General features: G+C 54.8%; 23 protein-coding genes and 1 pseudogene. 8 read left to right on the plus strand and 16 right to left on the minus strand.

From position 1 onward, the window contains the following. Positions 1-6 precede the first annotated feature (6 nt). Genes GTGU_RS17250 through cecR form a run of 4 tightly spaced genes read right to left on the minus strand, consistent with a single transcriptional unit; the run spans position 7 to position 4,537 of the window. On the minus strand, positions 7-1,143 hold the full coding sequence (locus GTGU_RS17250; RefSeq protein WP_038159830.1) for an ABC transporter permease: 1,137 nt from the start codon (positions 1,141-1,143) through the stop codon (positions 7-9). After that, on the minus strand, positions 1,133-2,875 hold the full coding sequence (locus GTGU_RS17255) for an ATP-binding cassette domain-containing protein (RefSeq protein ID WP_038159831.1): 1,743 nt from the start codon (positions 2,873-2,875) through the stop codon (positions 1,133-1,135). The genes GTGU_RS17250 and GTGU_RS17255 overlap by 11 nt, the downstream gene beginning before the upstream one ends. Position 2,876: 1 nt before the next feature. Further along, entirely contained in the window at positions 2,877-3,863 is a 987-nt protein-coding gene (hlyD, locus tag GTGU_RS17260; RefSeq protein WP_038159832.1) for a secretion protein HlyD, read from the minus strand. Beyond that, a complete protein-coding gene (cecR, locus tag GTGU_RS17265; protein ID WP_038159834.1) occupies positions 3,860-4,537 on the minus strand; it encodes a transcriptional regulator CecR in 678 nt (225 codons plus the stop codon). The genes hlyD and cecR overlap by 4 nt, the downstream gene beginning before the upstream one ends. A 222-nt stretch (positions 4,538-4,759) precedes the next feature. On the opposite strand from cecR, the gene rhlE reads away from it, so the two are divergent. The 3 genes and pseudogenes from rhlE to ybiB all read left to right on the plus strand — a co-directional run bounded on the left by rhlE (position 4,760) and on the right by ybiB (position 9,324). After that, positions 4,760-6,097 (plus strand): ATP-dependent RNA helicase RhlE, encoded by a 1,338-nt coding sequence (gene rhlE, locus GTGU_RS17270; protein ID WP_038159835.1) that lies wholly within the window; start codon positions 4,760-4,762, stop codon positions 6,095-6,097. 96 nt (positions 6,098-6,193) lie between these two features. Further along, positions 6,194-8,338 (plus strand): ATP-dependent DNA helicase DinG, encoded by a 2,145-nt coding sequence (gene dinG / locus GTGU_RS17275; RefSeq protein WP_038159839.1) that lies wholly within the window; start codon positions 6,194-6,196, stop codon positions 8,336-8,338. Between the two features lie 19 nt (positions 8,339-8,357). Further along, a pseudogene (gene ybiB / locus GTGU_RS17280) lies at positions 8,358-9,324 on the plus strand (DNA-binding protein YbiB). A gap of 114 nt (positions 9,325-9,438) precedes the next feature. Here ybiB and ybiJ read toward each other — a convergent pair. The 4 genes from ybiJ to GTGU_RS17300 form a co-directional block, all read right to left on the minus strand. Beyond that, the gene (gene ybiJ, locus GTGU_RS17285) at positions 9,439-9,699 is read right to left on the minus strand and encodes a DUF1471 family protein YbiJ (protein WP_038159842.1); all 261 of its coding nucleotides are present in this window, start codon (positions 9,697-9,699) and stop codon (positions 9,439-9,441) included. Positions 9,700-9,980: 281 nt separating this feature from the next. Beyond that, a complete protein-coding gene (locus GTGU_RS24920) occupies positions 9,981-10,247 on the minus strand; it encodes a DksA/TraR family C4-type zinc finger protein (protein WP_038159845.1) in 267 nt (88 codons plus the stop codon). Between the two features lie 126 nt (positions 10,248-10,373). Beyond that, positions 10,374-10,637, minus strand: coding sequence for a YdgH/BhsA/McbA-like domain containing protein (locus GTGU_RS17295; protein WP_038159848.1), 264 nt, complete (start codon positions 10,635-10,637; stop codon positions 10,374-10,376). 162 nt (positions 10,638-10,799) lie between these two features. Then, complete coding sequence (locus GTGU_RS17300) at positions 10,800-11,414, minus strand: flavin reductase family protein (protein ID WP_038159850.1); 615 nt, start codon at positions 11,412-11,414, stop codon at positions 10,800-10,802. A gap of 95 nt (positions 11,415-11,509) precedes the next feature. Here GTGU_RS17300 and rlmF point away from each other — a divergent pair, with 95 nt between their 5' ends. Next, the gene (gene rlmF, locus GTGU_RS17305) at positions 11,510-12,436 is read left to right on the plus strand and encodes a 23S rRNA (adenine(1618)-N(6))-methyltransferase RlmF (protein ID WP_038159851.1); all 927 of its coding nucleotides are present in this window, start codon (positions 11,510-11,512) and stop codon (positions 12,434-12,436) included. Here the strand turns inward: rlmF and ybiO are convergent. The 6 genes from ybiO to rhtA all read right to left on the minus strand — a co-directional run bounded on the left by ybiO (position 12,433) and on the right by rhtA (position 18,884). Then, the gene (gene ybiO, locus GTGU_RS17310; RefSeq protein ID WP_038159852.1) at positions 12,433-14,658 is read right to left on the minus strand and encodes a mechanosensitive channel protein; all 2,226 of its coding nucleotides are present in this window, start codon (positions 14,656-14,658) and stop codon (positions 12,433-12,435) included. The genes rlmF and ybiO overlap by 4 nt on opposite strands. Before the next feature lie 127 nt (positions 14,659-14,785). Then, positions 14,786-15,508: a glutamine ABC transporter ATP-binding protein GlnQ gene (gene glnQ, locus GTGU_RS17315; protein ID WP_038159853.1), complete on the minus strand. Its 723-nt coding sequence runs from the start codon at positions 15,506-15,508 to the stop codon at positions 14,786-14,788. Further along, positions 15,505-16,164, minus strand: coding sequence for a glutamine ABC transporter permease GlnP (glnP, locus tag GTGU_RS17320; protein ID WP_038159854.1), 660 nt, complete (start codon positions 16,162-16,164; stop codon positions 15,505-15,507). Before glnP ends, glnQ begins: the two co-directional genes overlap by 4 nt. A 93-nt stretch (positions 16,165-16,257) precedes the next feature. Next, on the minus strand, positions 16,258-17,004 hold the full coding sequence (gene glnH, locus GTGU_RS17325; RefSeq protein WP_038159855.1) for a glutamine ABC transporter substrate-binding protein GlnH: 747 nt from the start codon (positions 17,002-17,004) through the stop codon (positions 16,258-16,260). A gap of 358 nt (positions 17,005-17,362) precedes the next feature. Continuing rightward, on the minus strand, positions 17,363-17,866 hold the full coding sequence (gene dps, locus GTGU_RS17330; RefSeq protein ID WP_038159856.1) for a DNA starvation/stationary phase protection protein Dps: 504 nt from the start codon (positions 17,864-17,866) through the stop codon (positions 17,363-17,365). Between the two features lie 130 nt (positions 17,867-17,996). Then, the gene (gene rhtA, locus GTGU_RS17335) at positions 17,997-18,884 is read right to left on the minus strand and encodes a threonine/homoserine exporter RhtA (protein WP_038159857.1); all 888 of its coding nucleotides are present in this window, start codon (positions 18,882-18,884) and stop codon (positions 17,997-17,999) included. A gap of 354 nt (positions 18,885-19,238) precedes the next feature. Between rhtA and ompX the strand changes: the two genes are divergently transcribed. Further along, on the plus strand, positions 19,239-19,754 hold the full coding sequence (gene ompX / locus GTGU_RS17340; protein WP_038159858.1) for an outer membrane protein OmpX: 516 nt from the start codon (positions 19,239-19,241) through the stop codon (positions 19,752-19,754). Positions 19,755-19,819: 65 nt separating this feature from the next. On the opposite strand, the gene GTGU_RS17345 is transcribed toward ompX, so the two are convergent. Together GTGU_RS17345 and mntS are read right to left on the minus strand one after the other, a co-directional pair. Next, on the minus strand, positions 19,820-21,403 hold the full coding sequence (locus tag GTGU_RS17345; protein WP_038159859.1) for a phosphoethanolamine transferase: 1,584 nt from the start codon (positions 21,401-21,403) through the stop codon (positions 19,820-19,822). 282 nt (positions 21,404-21,685) lie between these two features. Further along, a complete protein-coding gene (gene mntS, locus GTGU_RS24925) occupies positions 21,686-21,811 on the minus strand; it encodes a manganase accumulation protein MntS (RefSeq protein ID WP_072012009.1) in 126 nt (41 codons plus the stop codon). Positions 21,812-21,996: 185 nt separating this feature from the next. Between mntS and mntR the strand changes: the two genes are divergently transcribed. The 3 genes from mntR (at position 21,997) to GTGU_RS17360 (ending at position 24,718) form a co-directional block, all read left to right on the plus strand. After that, complete coding sequence (gene mntR / locus GTGU_RS17350; protein ID WP_038159860.1) at positions 21,997-22,470, plus strand: manganese-binding transcriptional regulator MntR; 474 nt, start codon at positions 21,997-21,999, stop codon at positions 22,468-22,470. Next, positions 22,467-23,576 (plus strand): anion transporter, encoded by a 1,110-nt coding sequence (locus GTGU_RS17355; RefSeq protein ID WP_038159861.1) that lies wholly within the window; start codon positions 22,467-22,469, stop codon positions 23,574-23,576. The genes mntR and GTGU_RS17355 overlap by 4 nt, the downstream gene beginning before the upstream one ends. Positions 23,577-23,677: 101 nt before the next feature. Then, positions 23,678-24,718: an aldo/keto reductase gene (locus tag GTGU_RS17360; RefSeq protein WP_038159869.1), complete on the plus strand. Its 1,041-nt coding sequence runs from the start codon at positions 23,678-23,680 to the stop codon at positions 24,716-24,718. Positions 24,719-24,895: the final 177 nt, after the last annotated feature.

The raw sequence follows: 24,895 nt of genomic DNA on the forward strand, positions 1-24,895 counted from the left end.
CCCCTTTTAGTCCAGTCGCCGTTTGGTTTTCAGCCATGTCAGGCCGATAAACATCGTCGCCGAGGCAATCAAAAACAGCACGTTAACCAACAACACAATGGGGATATTCCCCGCCAGAAACAGGCTTTGCAGCGTGCTGACGAAGTAACGCGCCGGGATAATATAGGTCACCGCGCGGATCACCGCGGGCATGCTGTCTATCTGGAAAATAAAACCGGACAGCATAATCGACGGCAGAAACGCCGCGTTGAGCGCCACCTGGGCCGCGTTAAACTGGTTGCGGGTGATGGTGGAAATCAGCAGCCCCATGCCCAGCGTGCTGAGCAAAAACAGACTGGTGATCAAAAACAGCACCAGCAGCGAGCCACGATATGGCACGCCGAGAATAAATACCGACACCAGCATGCACAGCAGCATCGCCAGCATGCCGAGGAAATAGTAGGGAATGAGCTTACACAGCAGCAGTTCAACCCGCGTTACTTCGGTGGAGAGCAGTGCCTCCATGGTGCCGCGCTCCCATTCACGCGCCACCACCAGCGAGGTCAGAATGGCGCCGATGACCGTCATGATGATGGTCACCGCGCCAGGAATGATAAAATGCTGGCTGATGGCGGCCGGGTTAAACCAGTAGCGCGTCTGAACGTCAATCAGCGGTTCAAAACTTTCCCCTCTGTCTTCCGCGCGCTGATGCTGCCAGAGCTGCCAGATCCCCTCGGCATAGCCCTGCACAAAGTTTGCGGTATTCGGTTCGCTGCCATCGGTGATCACCTGAATGGGCGCCGTGTCGTTGTCCCGCGCCATCTTCGCGGCAAAATCCACCGGGATCACTATCAGACCACGGATCTGCCCGGCCTGCATTTTCTGAATCAACGCCTGGCGGTTATCGCTGATGGTAGCGTCGATATAAGGCGAACCCGTCATGGCGTGGGTAAAATCGAGCGCCTCGTTGCTTTGCTGTTCGAGCAAAATCCCGATGCGCAACTTGCTGGAATCAAGGTTAATGCCGTAGCCGAAGATGAACAGCAGCATCAGCGGGATCACCACCGCAATCAGCCAGCTGCTCGGGTCACGAACGATTTGCCGCGTCTCTTTCACACACAGTGCGCGTACGCGCCGCCAGGAAATCATGCTGCTATTGGGCATCGGCGTTTTCCTTATCCCAGTCGTGGATCAGGGTGATAAAAGCCTGCTCCATGGTCGGATCCGGTGTGCTGTCGTCGGCAGCCTTCGCTTTTAAGTCATCCGGCGTGCCGCTGGCGATAAGCTTGCCGCGATACACCAGCCCGATACGGTCACAGTATTCTGCCTCATCCATAAAGTGGGTGGTGACCATCACCGTCACGCCTTTCTCCACCATGCTGTTGATGTGCAGCCAGAACTCGCGGCGGGTGAGGGGATCGACGCCGGAGGTGGGCTCATCAAGGAACAGAATATCCGGCTCATGCATCAGCGAGCAGGCCAGCGCCAGCCGCTGCTTAAAGCCGAGGGGCAGGGAATCGGTGGTGTGACTGGCGATGTTTTTCAGGCCGAAGGCGTCGCTCATACGGGCGATTTTTTCATCCTGCGCTTTTCCGCGCAGACCATACACGCCGGAGAAGAACCGCAGATTCTGTTCGACGGTCAGATTGCCATAAAGCGAGAATTTTTGTGCCATATAGCCGAGGTGTTGACGGGCTTTGCCGGAGCTGACTTTGAGATCCATATCCAGCACCAGCGCTTTGCCGGAGGTTGGCACCAGCAGGCCGCACATCATCTTAAAGGTGGTGGATTTTCCAGCGCCGTTGGGGCCGAGCAGACCGAAAATTTCACCGCGCGTCACGGCAAAATCTACGTGATCGGTAGCGGCGAAATCGCCAAATTTTTTGGTCAGCGCCTTGGCTTCAATTACCGTTTCACCTGGCTCGCCGTCTACCGTATGCAGGATCGCCCCGAGTGGCGATTCCGAGGTTGCGGCACCGCCGAGCAAATCAATAAAAGCATCCTCAAAGCGTGGCGCGGTTTCGCTAAATTCAATGGATGACGGCATGCCAGGCGCAGAAAGCACGTCGTCGGTACTGGCCTCTTTTTTCAGGATAAGGCGTACCGATTTCCCCTGGATCACGCCATCACTGACCTGCGGCAGGGTGAGGGCGCGTTGCAGCAACTGGCGGTTATTAAGCTGCTGGCTGTGCATCAGAAAGCTGCGCCCGGCCATGGTTTGCGTCAGCGCCGTCGGCTCGCCCTGCCACAGCATTTCGCCTTCGTTCATCAGCAACACATCGCGACACTGTTCAGCTTCGTCGAGATAGGAGGTGCTCCAGAGGATCAGCATGCCGTCGCCTGCCAGCTCATGCACCATCTGCCACAATTCGCGGCGGGAGATAGGGTCAACGCCGACGCCCGGCTCATCGAGCAGCAGTACTTTCGGCTCGCCGACCAGCGTACAGGCCAGCCCCAGTTTCTGTTTCATGCCACCGGAGAGCTTTCCGGCCAGCCGTTCGGTAAACGGTCCCAGCGAGGTAAATTCCAGTAATCGGGCAAAGGTTTTCTCTCGGGTTTCCCCCACCACGCTGCGCAGATCGGCATACAGGGTGAGGTTTTCCATTACTGTCAAATCTTCATACAGGCCAAATTTCTGCGGCATGTAGCCGAGCACCGCATGCAACGCGCGGTCATCTTTCACCGGATCGAACCCCAGCACCGACGCGCTGCCTTCGTCGGGCTTCAGCAGACCGGCGAGCATGCGCATCAGGGTGGTTTTCCCGGCACCGTCAGGGCCGACCAGCCCGGTGACATAGCCGGCATGAAGGGTGCAGTCCAGTCGCGCCACGGCGGGTTTATCCATGCCCGCGAAACGCTTGACCAGCCCGTTGAGGGTAATCACCGCCTCCGTCATCTTACTCTCCGTCAGGGAAACGGACGGTAACGGGCATCCCCTGACGCAGCGCGTCGTCGGCGTCCGTCACGATGATGCGCAGGCGATACACCAGGTCGGTACGCAGATCCGGTGTTTCCACGGTTTTCGGGGTAAATTCAGCGGTCGGCGAGACGAAACCGATTTTGCCGTGATAGGGCTTGTCCGGACGACCATCGGTATAGAGCAGCAGTTCTCGGCCCGGTTGCGCCTGGTTTAGATTTTTCTCATCGATATACGCCCGCACCCACACCGGACGCGTCAGAGAGAGCGTCAGTACGGTACTGCCCGCGTTGAGCATGCTGCCCGGCTCGACGGCGCGGGTAAGCAACGTGCCGTCCGACGGCGCGACCAGCGTGGTGTCATGCAAATCCAGTTGTGATTGCGCCAGTTGCGCCTGCGCCTGTTCCAGATTCGCTTTCGCCTGGGCGATTTCCTGCGGACGGTTGCCGGCCCGGTACTGGCTGAGTTTGTCCTGCGCGGATTTCAGACTGGCCTGCGCCTGATCGCGCGATGAACGGGCATTTTCCAGATCGTTGGCGGAAATGGTGCGGCTTTTCCACAATCCCTGCTGACGCTGGTAGAAATTCTGCGCGTAATCATACGCTGCCTGTGCCTGACGCATGGCCGCCGCTGCCTGGGCTATCTCTTCGGCGCGATAGCCCGCCATCATCAGATCATATTGCGCCTGTGCGGTGGAGACGTTCGCTTTCGCCTGCATCAGCGCGTTTTCATAAGGCGCGCGGTCAAGCTCGCCGAGCGTCTGTCCGGCTTTGATCGCGTCGCCTTCATCAACCTGTAGCGCCTGCAGACGACCTCCGACACGGAAGCTCATATTGACGGTGCGAATATCCACATTGCCGTAGAGGGTCAGGGCTTGATCCTGACGACTCTGGTACCACGCAGTGCCCGCTCCGATGACAGCGACCACCACCGCGACAACCAGCGCGATGACCACAGGCTTCTTCATGACGTCAGACTCCTTTGCGTTAAACCTTGCAGGATAAAATCGAGATGGCTGGTGATGACCTGGTAGATCTGTTCTGTTTTTTGCTCATCAAACTGCGCCCAGCCGGTACGCAACAGAATAGTCTCCTTCCCGAGACGGAAAGCGAGCACTTCACCGAGCAATGCGTGGGTGTGCAAAATGGTCTCGGTCTGGCTGGCGTCGCAACCAGTGTACGCCGCGATAAGCCGTGTGAAATGACTGTGCAGCGGGGAAATTACCTGATCGTGAATCAACTGATACGCCTGCGTTGGTGACAACTGTTCGCGGGAGATAAATTTGCTCAGGTTCACCGTTTCGTCACGGGTCAGCAGCAGGATCATATTCCTGCAGGCACTGAGGATCAGTGCACGGATGGCGGTTTTATCCGGTGTGGGCTGCGCCAGCAATTTTTCGGCGGCTTCAGCGTGCGGGCGGAAATTCCCGCCGATAAAATCAGCGATCCACTGGGCGCAGGCGAGGTAAAGGTCTTCTTTCGAGCCAAAATAATAGGTGATAGCGGCAATATTATGCCCGGCCTGCGCGGCAATCTCACGGGTGGTCGCGTTCAGTCCATACTCGCCAAACTGGGCGATGGCGGCGGCAATCAGCTGGCTTCTGGCCTGTTCACCTTTGCTGGTGGTGGGAGTGGTATTCATCGCATACCAAAAAATTAATCAATCGATTGATTAAGATTATGTCTGTTTTTGCACCTTGTCCAGTCTGGCGGGGAGGCTTTCGACATGAAGGGATAATTTATGCGCTACGTCACAAAAGCTGCTACACTCCGCCTCTTTCTGACATTGTGGTTTTTGTCATCTGCTTGTTTACTATCACCCTGAAAACTACACCTGCAATGGTCGGGGCGGTGCGGAGTTGTTATGTCGTTTGATACCCTTGGCCTGAATCCGGAAATCCTGCGCGCTGTTGCAGAGCAGGGTTACCGCGAGCCTACCCCTATCCAGAAGCAGGCGATCCCTGCGGTGCTGGAAGGCCGTGACCTGATGGCCAGCGCCCAAACCGGCACCGGGAAAACCGCCGGTTTTACCTTACCGCTGTTGCAGCACTTAATTTCCAAAGAACCTCACGCCAAAGGGCGTCGCCCGATCCGTGCGCTGATCCTGACCCCAACCCGCGAGCTGGCCGCGCAGGTGGGCGAGAATGTGCGTGAGTACAGTAAATACCTTAATATCCGCTCGCTGGTGGTGTTCGGCGGCGTCAGCATTAACCCGCAGATGATGAAACTGCGCGGCGGCGTTGATGTGCTGGTGGCCACGCCCGGGCGTCTGCTTGATCTCGAGCATCAGAATGCGCTGAAACTCGACAGCATTGAAATACTTGTCCTCGACGAAGCCGATCGCATGCTGGATATGGGCTTCATCCATGATATCCGCCGCGTGCTGGCGAAACTGCCGCCGAAGCGTCAGAACCTGCTGTTCTCCGCGACGTTCTCTGACGATATCAAAGCCCTTGCTGAAAAACTGCTGCGCAATCCGCTGGAAATCGAAGTGGCGCGCCGCAACACCGCCTCTGAGCAGGTAACGCAGCACGTCCATTTTGTCGATAAGAAACGCAAGCGGGAACTGTTGTCGCTGATGATTGGTCAGGGCAACTGGCAACAGGTGCTGGTCTTCACCCGTACCAAACATGGCGCTAACCATCTGGCGGAGCAACTGAATAAAGATGGTATCCGCAGTGCGGCGATCCACGGCAACAAAAGCCAGGGGGCGCGTACCCGCGCGCTGGCGGATTTTAAATCCGGCGACCTCCGTGTGCTGGTGGCGACAGACATCGCCGCGCGTGGTCTCGACATTGAAGAACTGCCGCATGTGGTGAACTACGAACTGCCAAACGTCCCGGAAGATTATGTGCACCGTATTGGTCGTACTGGTCGCGCGGCGGCCACCGGCGAAGCGCTGTCGCTGGTGTGTGTTGATGAGCATAAACTGCTGCGCGATATCGAACGTCTGCTGAAAAAAGAGATCCCGCGCATTGCTCTGCCGGGCTTCGAACCGGATCCGTCCATCAAAGCGGAACCTATCCAGAATGGTCGTCAGGGGCGCGGTGGTCGCGGTCAGGGCCAGGCGTCCGGGCGCGAACAACAGCAACCGCGCCGCAACGATGGCGGCAGCGCGAAACCAAAAGCGCCGCGCCGTCAGGACGACAAACCGACCAGCGAAAAACCGCGTCGCCGCCGTCCGCGTAAGATTGCAGAGTAATTTGCGAGCCCGGCCGAAAAGCCGGGCTTTTACTTTGCCCACCGGCCTGGAAAGTGCCACAATAGTGGCTGTTTATACAGTATTCAGGTTGTCCCGATGTCACTTACCGCCGCGCTGAAGGCGCAGATTGCCACCTGGTATAAAGCGCTTCAGGAGCAGATCCCCGATTTTATCCCGCGCCCCCCGCAGCGGCAGATGATTGCCGATGTGGCGAAAACGCTCGCCGGAGAAGAAGGGCGGCATCTGGCGATTGAGGCTCCCACCGGTGTCGGGAAAACCCTTTCCTATTTAATTCCCGGCATTGCGATTGCCCGCGAAGAGCAGAAAACGCTGGTGGTCAGCACTGCTAACGTCGCCCTGCAGGATCAAATCTACAGTAAAGATTTGCCGCTGTTGAAAAAAATCATCCCCGACCTCCGCTTTACCGCCGCCTTTGGTCGCGGGCGTTACGTCTGCCCGCGCAATCTGACGGCGCTCGCCAGTACTGAACCAACGCAACAGGATCTGCTCGCTTTTCTTGACGACGCATTAACCCCCAACAATCAGGAAGAGCAGAAGCGCTGCGCGAAGCTGAAAGCGGATCTCGACGGCTACAAGTGGGATGGCCTGCGCGATCACACTGATATCGCCATTGATGACGATCTCTGGCGGCGGCTGAGTACTGATAAGGCCAGCTGTCTGAATCGCAACTGCCATTATTATCGCGAATGCCCGTTTTTCGTCGCCCGCAGGGAGATTCAGGAGGCCGAAGTGGTGGTCGCCAACCATGCGCTGGTGATGGCAGCAATGGAGAGCGAAGCGGTGCTGCCGGAGCCGAAAAACCTGTTGTTGGTCCTCGACGAAGGGCACCATCTGCCGGAGGTTGCGCGTGATGCGCTGGAGATGAGCGCAGAGATCAGCGCGCCCTGGTACCGGCTCCAGCTGGATTTGTTCACTAAACTGGTGGCAACCTGCCTCGAACAGTTTCGCCCGAAAACCACGCCGCCGCTGGCGCTACCGGAACGGTTGAATGCGCATTGCGAAGAGCTGTACGAACTGATTTCATCGCTGAATACTTTGCTCAATCACTACATGCCTGCCACTCAGGAGGCCGAGCATCGCTTCACGATGGGTGAATTGCCAGACGAGGTCATGGCGATTTGCCAGCGACTGGCGAAGCTCACCGAACAGTTGCGCGGGCTGTCAGAGCTGTTTCTCAATGATCTCAGCGAAAAAACCGGCAGCCACGATATCGTCCGTTTACACCGCATATTGTTGCAGATGAACCGCGCCCTTGGCATGTTTGAAAGCCAGAGCAAGCTGTGGCGTCTGGCGGCGATGGTGCAGGCATCCGGCGCGCCAGTGAGCAAATGGGCGACACGGGAAGTCCGTGACGGACAGGTGCACATGATGTTCCATTGCGTCGGCATCCGTGTCAGTGATCAACTGGAAAAACTGCTGTGGCGCAGCGTACCGCACATCGTCGTCACCTCCGCCACGCTGCGTTCGCTGAACAGTTTTTCGCGGCTACAGGAGATGAGCGGCCTGAAAGAAATCGCCGGTGACCGTTTTGTGGCGCTGGATTCCCCCTTTAATCACGTCGAACAGGGCAAAATCGTCATTCCACAGATGCGCTATGAGCCGCTGATGGAAAACGAAGAGCAGCATATCGCCGAAATGGCCGCGTTCTTTCGCCAGTCGCTGGAGAGCAAAAAGCATCTTGGCATGCTGGTACTGTTTGCCAGCGGACGGGCGATGCAGCGTTTTCTTGAGTACGTCACTGACCTGCGTCTGATGCTGCTGGTACAGGGCGATCAGCCACGTTACCGGCTGGTGGAACTGCATCGCAAGCGCGTGGCAAGTGGTGAACGCAGTGTGCTGGTGGGGCTGCAGTCTTTTGCAGAGGGGCTGGATCTGAAAGGCGAACTGTTAAGCCAGGTGCATATCCATAAAATTGCCTTTCCGCCCATCGACAGCCCGGTAGTGATCACCGAAGGTGAATGGCTGAAAAGTCTCAACCGTTATCCGTTCGAAGTGCAGAGCCTGCCGAGCGCCTCGTTTAACCTGATCCAGCAGGTCGGCCGGCTTATCCGTAGCCACAGTTGTTGGGGCGAGGTGGTGATTTATGATAAACGTCTGCTGAGCAAGAGTTATGGCAAGCGCTTACTTAACGCGCTGCCGGTATTTCCCATCGAGCAACCTGATGTGCCAAAGGTTATAGTAAAAAGCAAAGCAAAACAGAGTCGTCGTAAACGGCGATAGCGTCAGGCAAGGAGTACACATGGATTATCGCACTATCATCAAAGAAGTCGGGCGAGGAAAGCATCATGCCCGTGACCTCGATTTCGATACCGCACGCGCCCTGTATACGCGAATGCTGGAAGGTGACGTACCGGATCTTGAAATGGGCGGTATTCTCATTGCGCTGCGGATTAAGGGTGAGGGCGAGGCGGAAATGCATGGCTTTTATGAGGCGATGCAGCAACAGACCATTCGCCTGACACCACCGGTCGGAAAGCCGATGCCGATAGTGATCCCCAGCTATAACGGCGCGCGCAAACAGGCCAACCTGACGCCGCTGCTTGCCATGTTGCTGCACAAGCTCGGGTTTCCGGTGGTGGTGCATGGCGTGAGCGAAGACCCCACCCGTATCCTGACAGAAACCATTTTTGAGATGATCGGCATTGAGGCTACGCGCCACGCCGGGCAGGCGCAGGCTAAACTGGAAGGTCATCAGCCGGTCTATATGCCGGTCAGCGCCCTGTGCCCGCCAATGGAAAAACAGCTGGCGATACGCTGGCGGATGGGCGTGCGTAACAGCGCACACACGCTGGCGAAGCTGGCAACCCCATTTGCGGAAGGCGCCGCGCTGCGCCTGTCGAGCGTCTCTCACCCGGAATATGTCACCCGTGTCGCCCGTTTTTTTACCGATATTGGTGGACGCGGCATTCTTCTGCATGGCACAGAAGGCGAAGTGTACGCCAGCCCGCAGCGTTGCCCGCAGATTAATCTAATCGATAAAAAACGGTGTGCAGGTACTGGTTGAGCGTCAGAGCGAAGATAACCGGGACGTCATCCTGCCTGGGTCGAAAGATCCGATGGTGACCGCACGCTGGATTGAGCGCTGTGTGGCGGGCAGCGAGCCGGTGCCGCAGTCGCTGAAAATCCAGCTTGCATGCTGTTTGCTGGCGACCGGTGAAGTTGAAAATCTGGAAGCGGGGCTGGCCCGTGTAGCGGAATGCTGGTAACCCGCTGATTGCCGCGAGAGAAGATCAAAAAAAAGCCCGTCCAGTGGCGAGGACGGGCAAGCAAGGGTAACAAACAGGGTTAATGAGGGTTAATCAACACAGAGGGAAAGTGTCTTACTTGTAAATAACGGCAGTACCGCTCACTTTGTTGTTGGTGTTAGCGGAAGTGATGCTGTAGCTCGTTGCGCCTGCAGCCGCCGCTTTCTCAGCCAGTTTTGCTTCCAGACCGTCCAGCGTGCTGGCGCCTTCAGCGGAAACCACACCAATTTTGTTCATGCCCTGAGCCTGTGCCGGAGAAACGGCGTCAGCAGCGAAAGCACCAAAAGAAAGGGTAGAAAGAGCGATGGCAGCAACAGCATATTTAACGTTTTTCATGTTCATATTCTCGCAGGTTGTTTGTAGGGACGATGTTCTGTCGATGTGATGAGTATCACGGTTTTTGTCGATGGAGAAAATCGAACATAATTGATAGTGTTCATCAAATAATTTGAACCAATATTAATTTATTGATTATTAATAAATTATTTTCAGAAAGCAAACCGAAAAGAAGTGTGATGGCGATCACCTGGCGAAAAAGGCACGGAATGCGACTTATTTCGCCAGAAATCGTGGTCGTAAAGACGTTGGGTTGTTCTGTGGAAACTGGTAAGGATTTGTCAGCGAAGCTGGCTATCCTTTGAACCACGGCGATTATATCCCGAAAATGTAGAGTTATGTAAATCTTTCTGCTGCTGGCAGTTGACGCAGTATCGGACGCCAGGCACCGCCTTTCTGCGTGCCTCCGGAATCGCCTCTCCACATTCGTCACAAAATTTGAGGCTTTCACCGCCTGAAATGGCGTTTCTCACGCGCGCAACGGCATCATTGACGGTGCTGTCGATCTGTTGCTGGACGGCATCGTCACTTGCCCATCCTGAAGCCATGTCTCACCTCCGACATTGTCACATCATCGTAATGTATTATATGTGGTCAAAAATTAAACAAACAAGAGTCGAATAAAAATAATGCACCCACGATGTGAGTGCATTCAGACAGGAAAGAAAAGCGCGTTACTTATAGATGGTGGCGGTACCGAACATTTTGTTCTCACCGCTGGCACCGTTAATCACGTAGCCGGATGCCCCTTTCTCATGGGCTTTTTCTGCCAGTTTAGCCTGCAAATCGTCCAGGTTGCTGGCGCCACTTACGGACACCGTACCAGCCGGACGTAACTGGCCGGTTTCACCTGGATTTAGTTGCTGTGGTTCAGCCTGCGATGCGAAAGAGAAGGCGACGAGCGCGCCAGCAGCAATCCACACAAGACTTCTTTTCATGGTGACGACCTCTCTGTTTCGACGGAATACCTTAAAAGTGTAGGTGGTCACGAAACGAGAAAGCGCGCAAAAAATTGATGGTGAAAAGCGTATTTTTTGAACAACAAAAAATGACATTCCGTTGACAAAACAGCCACATGGAAGTGGCTGTTTTATGGAGAATTACCGCGCATCCGGCCGCACTAAATCAAACCGGTGACTGTCGCTGATAGTGTAATACGCCGTAGGGCCGCCCGCGCGCAGCACCGGGTTGGCTTTGGCGGTCTGATAAATACCGTTCTCCAGCAGCGTTTCATCAATATGAATACCGACCACTTCTCCGAGCACCAACCAGGTGTCAACCGGGGTGCCGTCGGCGGCGGTGAGCTGGATGCCCTGCGACAGTTTGCACTCGAAGTTGACCGGGCTTTCCGCCACGCGAGGCGCCTTCACAAAGCGGCTTGCTGCCGGGGTCAGTCCGGCCACAGCGAACTCGTCCTCACCGTGGGGCAGGCTGGCGGAGGTTTCATTCATGGCGCTGGCAAGCTCCCGCGTGGTCAAATTCCAGACGAACTCCTTCGTTTCAACGATGTTCTGCACACTGTCTTTCCAGCCGCTACTGGCAAAACCGATAATCGGCGGGCGATAGTTAAAACAGTTGAAAAAGCTGTAGGGCGCCAGGTTGCGTCGTCCCTGCGCGTCAAGGGAAGCGATCCAGCCGATAGGGCGCGGGCCGATAATGGCGTTCAGCGGGTCGTGTGGCAGTCCGTGTCCCTGCGAAGGTTGATAGAAATACATAGCGCACCTTGTTGTCATCATGATTTTCTCCAGCCTCACTTATTTACCCCGCCGCCGTCAACGGGTATCTTACGCGCGGAAAACAGGAGAAAGCCATGAAAGCCCAGAAGCCGGGACTGCACCCGCGTAACCGTCACAACACCCGCTACGATCTCACCGCGCTGAGCCAAACCAGTCCGCAACTGACGCCTTTTCTAATCCTCAACCCGGCAGGGGAGCAGACGGTCAATTTTGCTGATCCGCTGGCGGTGAAAGCGCTGAACAAAGCGTTGCTGGCGCATTTTTATGGTGTGGAGCACTGGGACATTCCTGATGGTTTTCTCTGCCCGCCGGTGCCGGGGCGCGCTGATTATATCCACCATCTGGCAGATCTGCTGGGCGAAACGACTGGCGAGATCCCGCGTAATGCCACGATTATTGATGTCGGCATCGGCGCCAACTGCATTTATCCGCTAATCGGCGCTCATGAGTATGGCTGGCGGTTTACTGGCAGCGAGGTGGATGCGGATGCCTTCGCCAGCGCGCAGGCGATTGTCAGCGGCAATGCCGGGCTGAGCCGCCAGATCCGTCTGCGCAGGCAGAAAAACCCGGCGCAGATTTTCAGCGGCATTATCCATAAAAATGAAGAATACGACGCCACGCTGTGCAACCCGCCATTTCATGATTCTGCCGCCGCCGCGCGCCGGGGAAGCGAGCATAAGCGTCGTAATCTGGGGCAGGACAAAAACGACGCACTCAACTTTGGCGGCCAGCAACAGGAGCTGTGGTGTGAGGGGGGCGAGGTGGCGTTCATCAGTAAAATGATTGCCGAAAGCCAGTCGTTCGCGCGTCAGGTGATGTGGTTCACCTCGCTGGTTTCTCGAGGCGATAATCTGCCGGAGCTGTACCGTGCGCTGACGCAGGCAGGTGCCGTGAAAGTGGTTAAAAAAGAGATGGCCCAGGGGCAAAAGCAGAGCCGCTTTATCGCCTGGACCTTTATGAACGACGAGCAACGCCGTCGCTTCGCCTCACGCCCGCGTTAAATCGTGGGCTCCTGTGGCGGCGGCTGGCCTTCGGGTGTGGCGCCGCTGACAGGCAGCATCTGGTAGGTCTGCACCGGCGCGCGAATCCCTGCGCGGTCAAAATGTTTTTTCACCTGTGTATCCAGCGCAAAACGTACGGTCCACTGCTTCAGCGGCAGGGTGGTGAAGGAGACACGCAGGGTAAATGCGGTATTGGTCAGCCCTACCAGCCCGGCAAACGACGGTTCGCCGATGATAAGCCCACGGATTGCCTCCTGTTCCATCAATTCGGCAACCGCATCTTTCAGCGCCTGATTGGCTTTATCCGTATCTTCCTGGCGGTCGACGTCATAGTTCGCCACCACTGAGCCAATCCCTCGCACAAAGTTAGCGAAGGTGGTTATCGACGACCAGGGAATGATGTGATACGCGCCGGTATCCTGACGCACGCCGACAGATCGGATCGACATCCGTTCCACCGTCCCGGTCAGCGGCCCGATGGTCACCAGATCGCCGGTGTTCATGCCGTTCTCAAACTGAATAAAGATCCCGGTAATAATATCTTTCACCAGCGTCTGCGCGCCGAATGAAATCGCCAGGCCCAGCGCCCCGGCGCCGGCCAGCAGCGGGGCGATATTCACGCCAATTTCCGACAGCACAATCATCACTGTAATCGTACTGATGACCACGGCCAGCGCATTGCGAAACAGCGTCAGCAGCGTTCGGGTGCGCGCGCTGGGTAGCGGGCGGCCATGTATATCTGACGCGAGACGGTTTTCGATAAGGCTTGCGAGCACTGTCCAGCCCACCGCGGAGAAAAACAGGATCAGCGCGATGCGAATCAGGATATCGACGGTTTTCTCTCCCGCGCCGTAGTGCAGCCATTGCCAGAAATCGAACAGCCCCCAGGCGCTGAGCAACATCATGATGGCAACGCAGACTACCAGGAAGCGGGCGAATTTTAATGATGCGGAGATCCAGCCGTTAAGCCGTTTTTGCAACTCCGGATAGTTGCGCTGCGTTTCCGGCGACAGGGTAATGGTTTTCGCAATCCAGCGGGAGAGAATCCCGGACGCGAAAGCCGCAATGCTGATGATCGCCAGGCTGCGCACCGTCGCACCCATCATAAATTTCAGGCTATTGCCGGGATCGAACAGTGAGAAAAAGAACAGCACGATAAAATAGGCGCTCGCCACCCAGTGCCACACCAGCGCAAAGGCGCGGATAAACAGGCTGAAAAAGGGCAGTGAATGGTCAGCCAGTTGCTGCAGACTGCGGGTGATATCTTGTTTATTTCTGAAAATCAGACGCAGCGCCCAGAGCGTAATCACCAGCATAATCGCCACGTTCGCCAGTGCACCCACCTGTACGTTAATCTGGTTGGAGATAATCGGCACCGCCACGATCAGTCCGTAGCCGATAAGACTGCTTAGCGCGCTCAGCCGCAGATTCCAGTAACGCGCGACGTCATCCTGCGTATTAAATGGTCGTAGCTCGGCAACCCGGGGGCAAAATACCAGCCGCAGAATGGCTTTGAAGAACTCGATCAGTGCAAAAGCATTCAGAAACAGGCTTTGCTGAAAGGCGATGGTGCGGCTGCCGGCGTTCAGGTTATCGCTCAGCATCTGGCCGATAAACAATGTGAATGCCAGCAACAGCAGGTCAATGATAAACGCACCCACGATCATCGATGGCAGTTGCAGCCAGTTATTACGCTCGCGGTTTTTTCTTCGCCCCCATTGCCCCATTTTGCGATATAACGGCAGCGCACAGAGGCGCAATACGCCGTAGACAGCAAATACCAGCGCCGCCAGTAGCAGGAAATGGATCAGAGCAGTGGTAAAGGTCTGTGGGTTAAACGGCTTGTGGGGTGAGCCGGTGATGTTGCGCCAGAGCTGGGCGAACCGTGATGAAAACTGTTCGCCATAGTGACGGCTGACATCGGTGACATTCTCAAGCACCGTTTTTTGCTCGATGACCTCTGGCGGGGTGATTTTCGGTACCTGTTCGGCAGGCGGCGTGGCCGCAGCCTGGCGAAGCTGGTCGATCAGTTCCTTGCGCGATGTGTCGTTTTCCAGCACGTCAGCCAGCGCGGCATAAGCCGCTTTTTTTTGTGCCAGATCGGGCTCCTGCGCCGTCGCTGCGTTTTTATCAGACGAGGCGCCGGAGGTGATGCCCGGGATCGTCACCGCCTGAAGCGGCGCACAGAACAGTGCGAACAGGAAGAGGAAAACCCACGGCACGATAGCCTCCGTCAAAAATGTCCAACAAAATGATAAGTATAGAAGGCGGACGCAAGCGCGCGGGTTTTGAGAACAATCTGGTAAGGAGATGCCACTCCCCCGACGGGGGAGTGTGCAGAGAGAACAATCAGGAAACGTGCTGCAGAAACTCCTGCAGGCGCTGGCTCGGTGGATTTTTGACTAACACTTGCGGGTCGCCATCTTCCGCGATGCGGCCTTTATCGATGAAAATCAGACGGGAAGCCACTTTCTCAGCAAAGCCGATTTCGTGGGTAACGATCACCATCGTCATGCCTTCTTCCGCCAGATCCTGCATCACTTTCAGCACTTCATGACGCAGTTCCGGATCCAGTGCTGAAGTCGGCTCATCAAACAGCATCATTTTCGGTTTCACTGCCAGCGCGCGGGCAATGGCGACGCGCTGCTGCTGACCACCGGAAAGCTCCGACGGATAGTGATGCGCGCGCTCGGCAAGCCCTACTTTCGCCAGCAGCGCTTTCGCCTGTGTTTCCGCAGTGGCTTTGTCCGCGCCACGCACGCGCAGCGGGCCAAACATGACGTTTTCCAGCGCAGTCAGGTGCGGGAAGAGGTAAAACTGCTGGAATACCATACCGGCTTCCTGGCGAATCAGGCGCTCATCCACTTTCGGATCGTTTACCTTCAGACCGTCAACGATAAGCTCGCCGCTGGTGATCTCTTCCAGCTTGTTGATGCAGCGCAGCAGCGTGGATTTGCCGGAGCCAGACGGGCCGATAATCACGACCACTTCGCCCTGTTTAATGCTCAGATCGATATTATGCAGCACCTGGGTCGGGCCGAAGTGCTTGGAGACGTTTTTAAATTCAATCACAGGATTTTCATCCTTCTTTCAAGACGACGCAGAATAAAGCTCAGCACCAGGGTGATGATCAGATAGAACACGGCGACCGCACTCCAGATTTCCAGGGCACGGAAGTTACCCGCGATGATCTCCTGGCCCTGACGGGTCAGCTCGGCGACGCCGATAACAATAAAAAGTGAGGTATCTTTAATGCTGATGATCCACTGGTTGCCGAGCGGCGGCAGCATACGGCGTAGCGCCAGCGGCAGGATCACATGGCGAATGGTTTCGCGGCGGGACAGGCCCAGCGCCAGACCGGCTTCACGAAAACCTTTATGAATAGACAACACCGCGCCGCGGGTGATTTCCGCGATGTAAGCGCCGGAGTTAATCATGATGGTCACGACAGCCGCGCTGAACGGGTCAATACGCAGGTCGGTGAACGCCATCGGCAGGGCGAAGTAGATAAACATCACCTGCACGACGATCGGGGTGCCGCGGATCACTTCGATGAAGACCAGCGCGATATGGTTGGATATCCAGCCGCCGAAGCAGCGCGCAAAACCCGCTGCCAGACCGATGATCACGCCGCCAATCAGGCCGACAACGGAGATCAGCAGCGTCATTTTGGCGCCTTCCATCAAAAGCGGAATGGCAGGCCAGATGGCACTCCAGTCAAACTGCATGATAAATTCCTGTAAACCGTGGTGAAAAATGAAAAACGTAGGCCCGGTAAGCGTAAGCGCCACCGGGCGCTACAAACCTGAATTCAGGCAGAATTATTTAGGTTCAGAACCGAACCATTTTTTATAAATTTCGTTGTACGTACCGTTTTCGCGCAGGGTTTTCAGCGCGCCATTCACTTTCTCACGCAGCTCATCGCTGCCTTTGGGGAATGCGACGCCATACTGCTGCGCTTCCAGTGATTCACCTACCGCTTTGAACTGACCGTTACCGGCGGTTTTGATGAAGTACAGGATATTCGGCGTGTCGTGCAACACAGCGTCCGCACGGTTGGTTCCCAGCTCCATATAGGCGTTATCAATGTTCGGGAACTGACGCAGATCTTTGGATTTGATATTGGCTTTCGCGTAGTCAACCGAACCGGTACCGCTCTTCACAGCAACGACTTTACCGTCCAAATCTTTCACGCTTTTGATGTCGTTATTGTTGGCTTTGACCATCACCAGCAGACCGCTCTTGTAGTAGCCGTCAGAGAAATCGACCGCTTTTTTACGCTCTTCAGTAATGGTGATGCCAGCCAGCGCCAGATCGACGTTTTTCGTTTGCAGCGCCGGAATGATACCGCTGAAATCCATGGGTTTCAGGGTGTAGTCGAGTTTCAGCTCTTTGGCGATAGCTGCCCACAGGTCGACGTCAAAGCCGACATACTTATCGCCTTGCTTAAATTCAAACGGGACAAATGCGGTGTCAGTCGCGACAACCAGTTGTTTTTCCGCGGCCTGAGAGGACATCGCAAAAGCCAGGGTCAGTGCAGCCAGTGAAACTTTGAGTACAGACTTCATAGAATTTCCTTTTTTATCCACGGGGCGATCCCCTGCAAGAACACAGGGCAATATGAAAAAATCATGCCATGTTTGCAACCTATTGTTTTATAACAACAGAAGCAACCAGCGATGCACGATAACGGGCAGGATTCAGCCTTTATGCACCATTATGGGGCGTTGTTTTGGTGCAATTTTTCCACACCGAAACGGAAGGTGTTTTTTAACGCAAGAGCCGGTGATAAAACAATCTTTTGTTAACGATTGTGTGAGGAGATTATTACAATTAATTTACTTGGGCGGGTTATGGTGCATAAATGTGCACCATAAATGTGCAAGCCCCCCACGGCAGTGGAGGGCTTCATTCAGGCATGCTGAATTATGCGATGTTGGATTCGATAAACCACAGGAATTTATCGAGGTCACGGGACGCTGCGGTGAAGATATCCGCCGTATCTTCGTCTTTTGCTTCGCTGATGGCTTTACGCACATCGTTCGCCACAACAGCGTAACGGTCAGCCAGCTCTTTCAGATGATCCTGAACGTCGTGAATATCCAGCGGGTAGGTTTTCAGCGGTGTTTTATTGTTGATGACCTGAGTGGTACCCAGCGCCACGCCACCAAGCTGAACGGCACGTTCTGCCATGGTATCCAGATGGTCGGTCAGCGCAGTACGGAAACCGTCCAGCATTTCGTGAACTGCAATGAAGTTCGCGCCGCGCATATTCCAGTGAGCTTGTTTAGTGATCAGCGACAGGTCAATGAACTGAACGACCTGGCGGTTGAGCAGCTCAACCGTGGCTTTCTTTTCACTATCCGATACATCGTTGCGAGTATAAAGCAGATTAGATGTTTTAGTTTTTACCAGTTTAGCGGTAGCCATAATCTCATATCCTCTTGAAATGTATTATCCCCGATAATTAACGGAACTAAGTATAGCACCGGATCCAGACAGTATGATTCACGCTATACCTATCGGTTTGATAGTGGAAAATGTAGGTTGCTGTCGGAAATTAGCTGATATCCACCTCTTTTATCGTACTGCCACCGCGTACTGTTAACGCAGAGCCCATCGACGCTGTCACAATCGCCAGCAGCGCCAGCCACTGAGTCAACGTGAGCGTTTCGTTGAGGAATATCATGCCGGAGATTGCCGCCAGCGCGGGTTCCATACTCATCAGAGTGCCAAAGGTGCGCGTTGGCAGACGGGTGAGGGCGATCATCTCCAGCGAGTAGGGCAGTGCCGTGGAAAGAATGGCAATAGCCAGCCCGAGCGGCAGCAGCGACCAGTGCCAGAGCGCATCGCCGGTCTGCATCACGCCGATGGGGACAAACACAATCGCGGCGATCAGCGAGCCTGCGGAAACTGTTGCCGCGCCATGCTCTTCACCTACGCGCTGGCCGGTCAGAATGTACACTGCCCAGCCCGCCCCGGCACCCAGCGCCAGCGCGGCGCCAGGGAGATCAACATGCGCGACCTGCTGGCCCAGTGGCAGCAGAAACCACAGCCCCACCACCGCCAGCACCACCCAGACAAAATCGACAGCTCGGCGGGAGGCGAACAGGGCGACGGCCAGCGGCCCGGTAAATTCCAGCGCGACAGCGATGCCCAGCGGAATACGCTGGATGGAGAGATAAAACAGGTAGTTCATCGCGCCAAGAGACAGCCCGTAAAAGAGCAACGGCAGACGCTTTGCTTTTTCAAAACGCAACCGCCATGGCTTGAAAACCACCACCAGAATCAGTGTACCCAGCGCCAGTCGCAGCGCGGTGACTCCTGGAGCCCCTACCAGTGGAAACAATGACTTAGCCAGTGATGCGCCGCTCTGAATGGAGCACATCGCAATGATTATTACCAGAACTGGCAACCAGGCTGGCGTGGTGCGGGACGACCCAGGCATCCTTTCTCCTGTCAGTTTTTGTCAAAGGAAGTAAAACCGTCAGTGTAAATGAATTACCCCGCTGCGGTTTAGCGATTGTTGAAAAAAAAGGGGCCGGAAAGTCGTAAAATACCACCACGCTGTCGGATTTTTGCGCTACCAAATTAGGATTAATCTGTATGAGGTGCGGGTGTAATGCACGTAATAATGGCGTAATATTCGGTAAATTCGCTGATTTTTGAAAGGTATAGTCAGTCGTGGAAACGTTTGGTTACATGAAATGACGCCTTAGACAGCGTAAAGTGGAAAGAGTTTCTTAACAATTTTTGATATATTTAAAACTTAGGATTTACTTGAAGCACATTTGAGGTGGTTATGAAAAAAATTGCATGTCTTTCAGCACTGGCCGCAGTTCTGGCTGTTTCCGCAGGTTCTGCTGTTGCAGGTACTTCTACCGTTACTGGTGGTTACGCTCAGAGCGATATGCAGGGCGTTGCTAACAAAACGAACGGTTTCAACCTGAAATATCGTTACGAGTTCGACGACAGCAACCCGCTCGGTGTTATCGGTTCCTTTACTTACACTGAAAAAGATCGTACCGAAAACGGCATCTACAACAAAGGCCAGTACTACGGTATCACTGCGGGTCCGGCTTACCGCATCAACGACTGGGCAAGCATCTACGGTGTAGTGGGTGTTGGCTACGGTAAATTCCAGGCGAACGACTTCCCAGCTAGCAAGTCTGACACCAGCGATTACGGCTTCTCCTACGGTGCGGGTCTGCAGTTTAACCCGATCGAGAACGTGGCTCTGGACTTCTCCTACGAGCAGTCTCGTATTCGTAACGTTGACGTTGGCACCTGGATCGCAGGCGTTGGTTACCGTTTCTAATCACTTCGGTGATAATAAAAAATCCGCCTCATGGGGCGGATTTTTTTATGCCTGCGAATCACCGGTTAACGGCTGTTGGTGGTGAAAATGTCGGTGCCAAGATGGTTGTAATCCACCTTCTGCAATTTGAAGTTGGTGATATACACCGGACCGGCTTTCTGCTCCGAAATAAAGCGATAGCGGGAAGCAATCTCTTTGGCTTTAATGCCTGTCCACTGTGAAAAGAAGCTCAGGAAATCATTCGCGGAACGGCGTGCTTTAATGATGCGGTGTGATTTATCGTCGCTGGAAAGCACCATAAACGGTACCTGGAAGTTCTGCTGGAACTTGTCGTCATGGGCCAGGTACTGCACTTCTTTACCACGCTCTTTAAACGCCAGCCCGTGGTCCGAAAAATAAACCATGGAAAAGCTGTCGCCGGTATTCCGTAGCTGTTCGTACAGTTTACTCAGCAGGTCGTCGGTTTGCGTCATGGTGTAGAGATAGCACGACGTCTCTCTGGACTGCACAAATTCCGCATATTTCCCCTGCGTCCGATCGCAGGCCTGCGGGTGCGACCCCATCAGATGCAGCACAATCAATTGTGGCTGTGTGTGCTCGCTGGAAAAAACCTGAGCCGTCATTTTCAACAGCGCGTCATCGCGGGTGTTTTTATCCGCCTCGAAATCGCCACTTTTCAGAAACTGGACTTCGTCGGCACGTTTCGCGATGCTGGCGATGGCGGTATCGTACTCGCCAATCTGCCCCTGATTCGAGAACCACCAGGTCTGGAAACCCGCTCGGTTGGCAAGGGTGACGAAGTTATCCTGATACTGCGGTTTGCCGTCAACGACCCGGTTGAGCGTCAGACCGAGCGATTTCTGCGTCGAGCCGCTGGCCGCCACATAATCAGTAAACAGATAACCGTTCACATGACTGGCGAACGGCGTGTTATCCCAGTGACCGCCAAACGCGCCGAGCGCGTCGCGGCGCGCGCTTTCGCCAATCACCACTACATAGGTATGATATTTCGGCTTCACCGCCACGATATTCCACGTGTCTTTCATGCCGGACAGCTCCGCCATCCGCGCTTTTTCGTCAAGCACCTCATGGTTACTGACGATCACGTCTTTCACAAAGCGAAACGCCGGGTACCCGGTATCGATCACTTTAAACACGCCTCCCCATGCCAGGTTTTGCACGGGCTGGACGAAAAACGTCCCGGCGCAGAAGAGCAGCGCCAGCTTTTCCAGTTTCCCCCACGGCTTGCTGTCAGTGATTTTGCGGCGCACAGCAATCACGCCAAGGGCGAAAATGAAGACAGCGATAAAATAGCTGTACCACGGGAAGATGGTGAGGATTTCGGTCGACTCTTCCATATTGGTGGAGTGCAGCGCCAGCAGGGTATTAAAATTCGGCGCGCCATACGCCTGGGCGAACGGAAAATAGAAGGCGGCGACCAGAGAGCATGCTCCGATAAACACTTTTTGTACGCGCGGAAATGCACGCCACAACAGATGCAGGACACAGGCAAACGCTACGGTATAGAGCGCACTAAAGGCGTAACCCAGCGCGAGGTTAATCAGCAGAGATTGCAGAACATAAAAACCTGTCCACGGGCTTAAAGCCACACCGCGGGCAGCGAGTGAATCTTTCAGGGTTAAATTCATAGGTCACTATCAAAAAAACGCCATGTGCTTCCCCTGGCGTCAAGGGTTAAAACCTGCCGGGATAGTGCGAGAAAAACGAGAAAGGTTCTCAGCTGAATGCCATAAGCCATGCAGGGCTGCACGAAGATAGAGCGGTGCTGTGAGAAGGTCAACTACCGGTAAGCAAATGTTTTGCGAGGAAGTCTGCAAATCCGTAAAAAACAGGCGGATTTTTTGATGCTAAGGCCAGTCTGACAGGGGATTGTGACAAAAAAATGAAGCGGCGTACCGCGACGCCGCTTTTTAGTGAGAAGGTTTATCCTGTTGCGGTTTGTTGTTGATGTAGTCACACAACATGTTCAGCAGCATCAACCGGACTTTAAAAGGAGAGTGGGTAAACACGCGTAAGCACCTCTTGAATTCATTCATGGCAGCCTCCCGGGACCTGTGGCTTCTTCAGTCCATGAAGAATGTCTGTCTTATATACAGATATAGCACAGGCTATATTGTATAGCTATGGCTAACACGTTAAATTTTTGTGCTATGGGCGCGATCCTATACAATGGGGCTTCTTTATCTAATGCTTTGACGCGTTGCATGAATGAGGAAGCACAATGAGTCGTCGCGAGGGGCCGCCAGTGAAGAAAAAAGTTAAGCATCTGGTGAATGTGGAAGAGCACGTCGAAGCTTTTCGCCAGGTGCGCGAGGCGCATCGTCGCGAGCTGATTGATGACTATGTCGAACTGATCTCCGATTTGATCCGTGAAGTGGGGGAAGCCCGGCAGGTCGACATGGCCGCCCGGCTTGGCGTGTCGCAGCCGACTGTCGCAAAAATGCTCAAGCGGCTGGCGAGCGTCGGGCTGATTGAACAGATCCCATGGCGCGGCGTGTTTCTGACCGCCGAAGGGGAACGGCTGGCGGAAGAGAGCCGCATCCGTCACCATATCGTTGAAAACTTCCTGCTGGTGCTTGGCGTCAGCCCGGAAATTGCCCGTCGCGATGCGGAAGGCATCGAACACCATGTCAGTCAGGAAACCCTCGACGTGTTTCACCAGTTTACCCTCAGTCAGGGGCAACGCTCTGAATGAATCTGCCGTTCTTGCACGCGCTGGCGCGTGATCGATTCCTGCACCTGCTGATCATTATCGGCCTCCTGTTAAGTTTTCTGGTTCCTTTCGCCCCGCAAAAATGGCCTGCCGCCATTGACTGGCACACCATTATTACCCTCAGCGGTCTGATGCTGCTCACCAAAGGGGTGGAGCAGAGCGGTTATTTTGATGTGCTCGGGCGAAAAATGGCGCGCCGGTTTGTCACCGAACGGCAAATCGCCTTCTTTATGGTGCTCGCCGCAGCACTGTTGTCGACCTTTTTAACCAACGATGTCGCGCTGTTTATCATCGTGCCGCTTACCCTGACGCTGAAAAAGTGGTGCGCAATTCCGGTTAATCGGCTGATTATCTTTGAAGCGCTGGCAGTCAATGCCGGTTCGCTGCTGACGCCCATTGGAAATCCGCAAAACATCCTGTTATGGGGGCGCTCCGGTCTTTCTTTCACCGCGTTTATCGGCCAGATGTTTCCGCTGGCGCTGGCGATGATGCTGACGCTGCTGGTGCTGTGCTGGTTCTGTTTCCCGGCAAAAACGCTGGTCTTTCAGAGCAGCGATCGCACGCCGCAGTGGTCGCCGGTTTTAGTCTGGGGCTGCCTGGCGTTTTACCTGGTCTTTCTGGTGGCGCTGGAGCTGAAGCTGGAACTGTGGGGACTGGCGCTAATTGCGGCAGGGTTCCTGGTACTGGCAAAGCGCGTGGTGCTGAGCGTTGACTGGTCGCTGCTGCTGGTGTTTATGGCGATGTTCATTGATGTCCATCTCCTGACGCAGCTTCCCGCGCTGCATCATCTTCTCACCGGCGTCGGTAAATTCTCTGATGGCGGTCTGTGGCTGACCGCCATCGGCCTGTCGCAATTTATCAGCAACGTACCGTCTACCATTCTGTTGCTGAATTACGTCCCTCCGTCGATGCTGCTCGCCTGGGCGGTAAACGTTGGCGGGTTTGGATTATTACCCGGATCGCTCGCCAATCTCATTGCATTACGAATGGCCAATGATCGCCGCATCTGGTGGCGTTTTCACCTCTATTCACTGCCGGTTTTACTCTGGGCGGGCGTCGTCGGTTATTTGTTGCTGCGTCTCAGATAAAGAGAATCAGGCAAGAAACGGGCAGAATTGCCCCATTCGCAAACAGCTGTCGCTGGCTATAACTATAGGGCACTCGCATCATTCAATTCGAGGAGACTCCTGTGAGATACCAGAAACTAGGCAATACCGGGTTGTTTGTGTCTGAACTGTGCCTTGGCACCATGACATTCGGTGGTGAAGGCGGCATGTGGGGCAAGATTGGCCAGTTGCGTCAGGCAGAAGCCGAACAACTGGTGGGCAGCGCGCTGGATGCGGGCATTAACTTCATCGATACCGCCAACGTCTATTCCGAAGGACGTTCGGAGGAGATCACCGGTCAGGCGCTGAAAAATCTGAAAGTGCCACGCGAAAACGTGGTGGTGGCGACTAAAGTGTTTGGCGAAACCGGCACGGCGGGCGTTAACTCGCGCGGCAGCTCGCGTTATCACATCATCAACAGCGTCAAAGAGAGTCTGCGTCGTTTGCAGCTCGATCACCTCGATCTCTACCAGTTACACGGGTTTGATCCGGCAACGCCGATGGAAGAGACGCTCCGCGCGCTGGACAGCCTTGTACAGCAGGGCCACGTACGCTACGTCGGCGTTTCGAACTGGGCGGCATGGCAAATCATGAAAGCACTGGGCATTTCCGACAAACTTGGACTGGCACGCTTTGTGTCGTTGCAGGCGTATTACACCATCGCCGGGCGCGACTTAGAACGTGAGCTGGTGCCGATGATGCAAAGCGAAGGCGTCGGTCTGATGGTCTGGAGCCCGCTGGCGGGCGGTCTGCTGAGCGGTAAATATGACCGCAACGGGCAGAGCGAAAGCGGCGGTCGTCGGCAGGAATTTGACTTCCCGCCGGTGAATAAAGACCGTGCATTTGACTGCGTGGACGTGATGCGCACCATCGCGCAAAACAAAGGTGTTTCCGTCGCGCAGATTGCCCTTGCCTGGCTGTTGCATCAGCCAGTGGTCAGCAGCGTGATTATCGGCGCTAAACGCGCGGATCAGTTACAGGATAACCTGGCGGCGACTGACATTCGCTTCACGGCCGAAGAGTTGCAACGACTGAATGACGTCAGCGAACTGCCGCGTGAATACCCTGGCTGGATGCTTGAACGTCAGGGGGAATATCGCCGAAATCAACTGGCATCAAAATAATTGTTATATTCACCGAAATTATGGGTGAAATAAAAACAACGAATTTACTGATGAATTAAGTATTTCTAAAAAAGGTTTGTAAATAATATAATCTTTTATAACCCACTGTAACATAGTGGGTTATTTTATTTCTAAGAACGTGATGAATTTCGACCCATATCTTTTTCTGACCTTTCC

The sequence above is a fragment of the Trabulsiella guamensis ATCC 49490 genome (assembly GCF_000734965.1).
In the GTDB taxonomy this organism is placed as follows: domain Bacteria; phylum Pseudomonadota; class Gammaproteobacteria; order Enterobacterales; family Enterobacteriaceae; genus Trabulsiella; species Trabulsiella guamensis.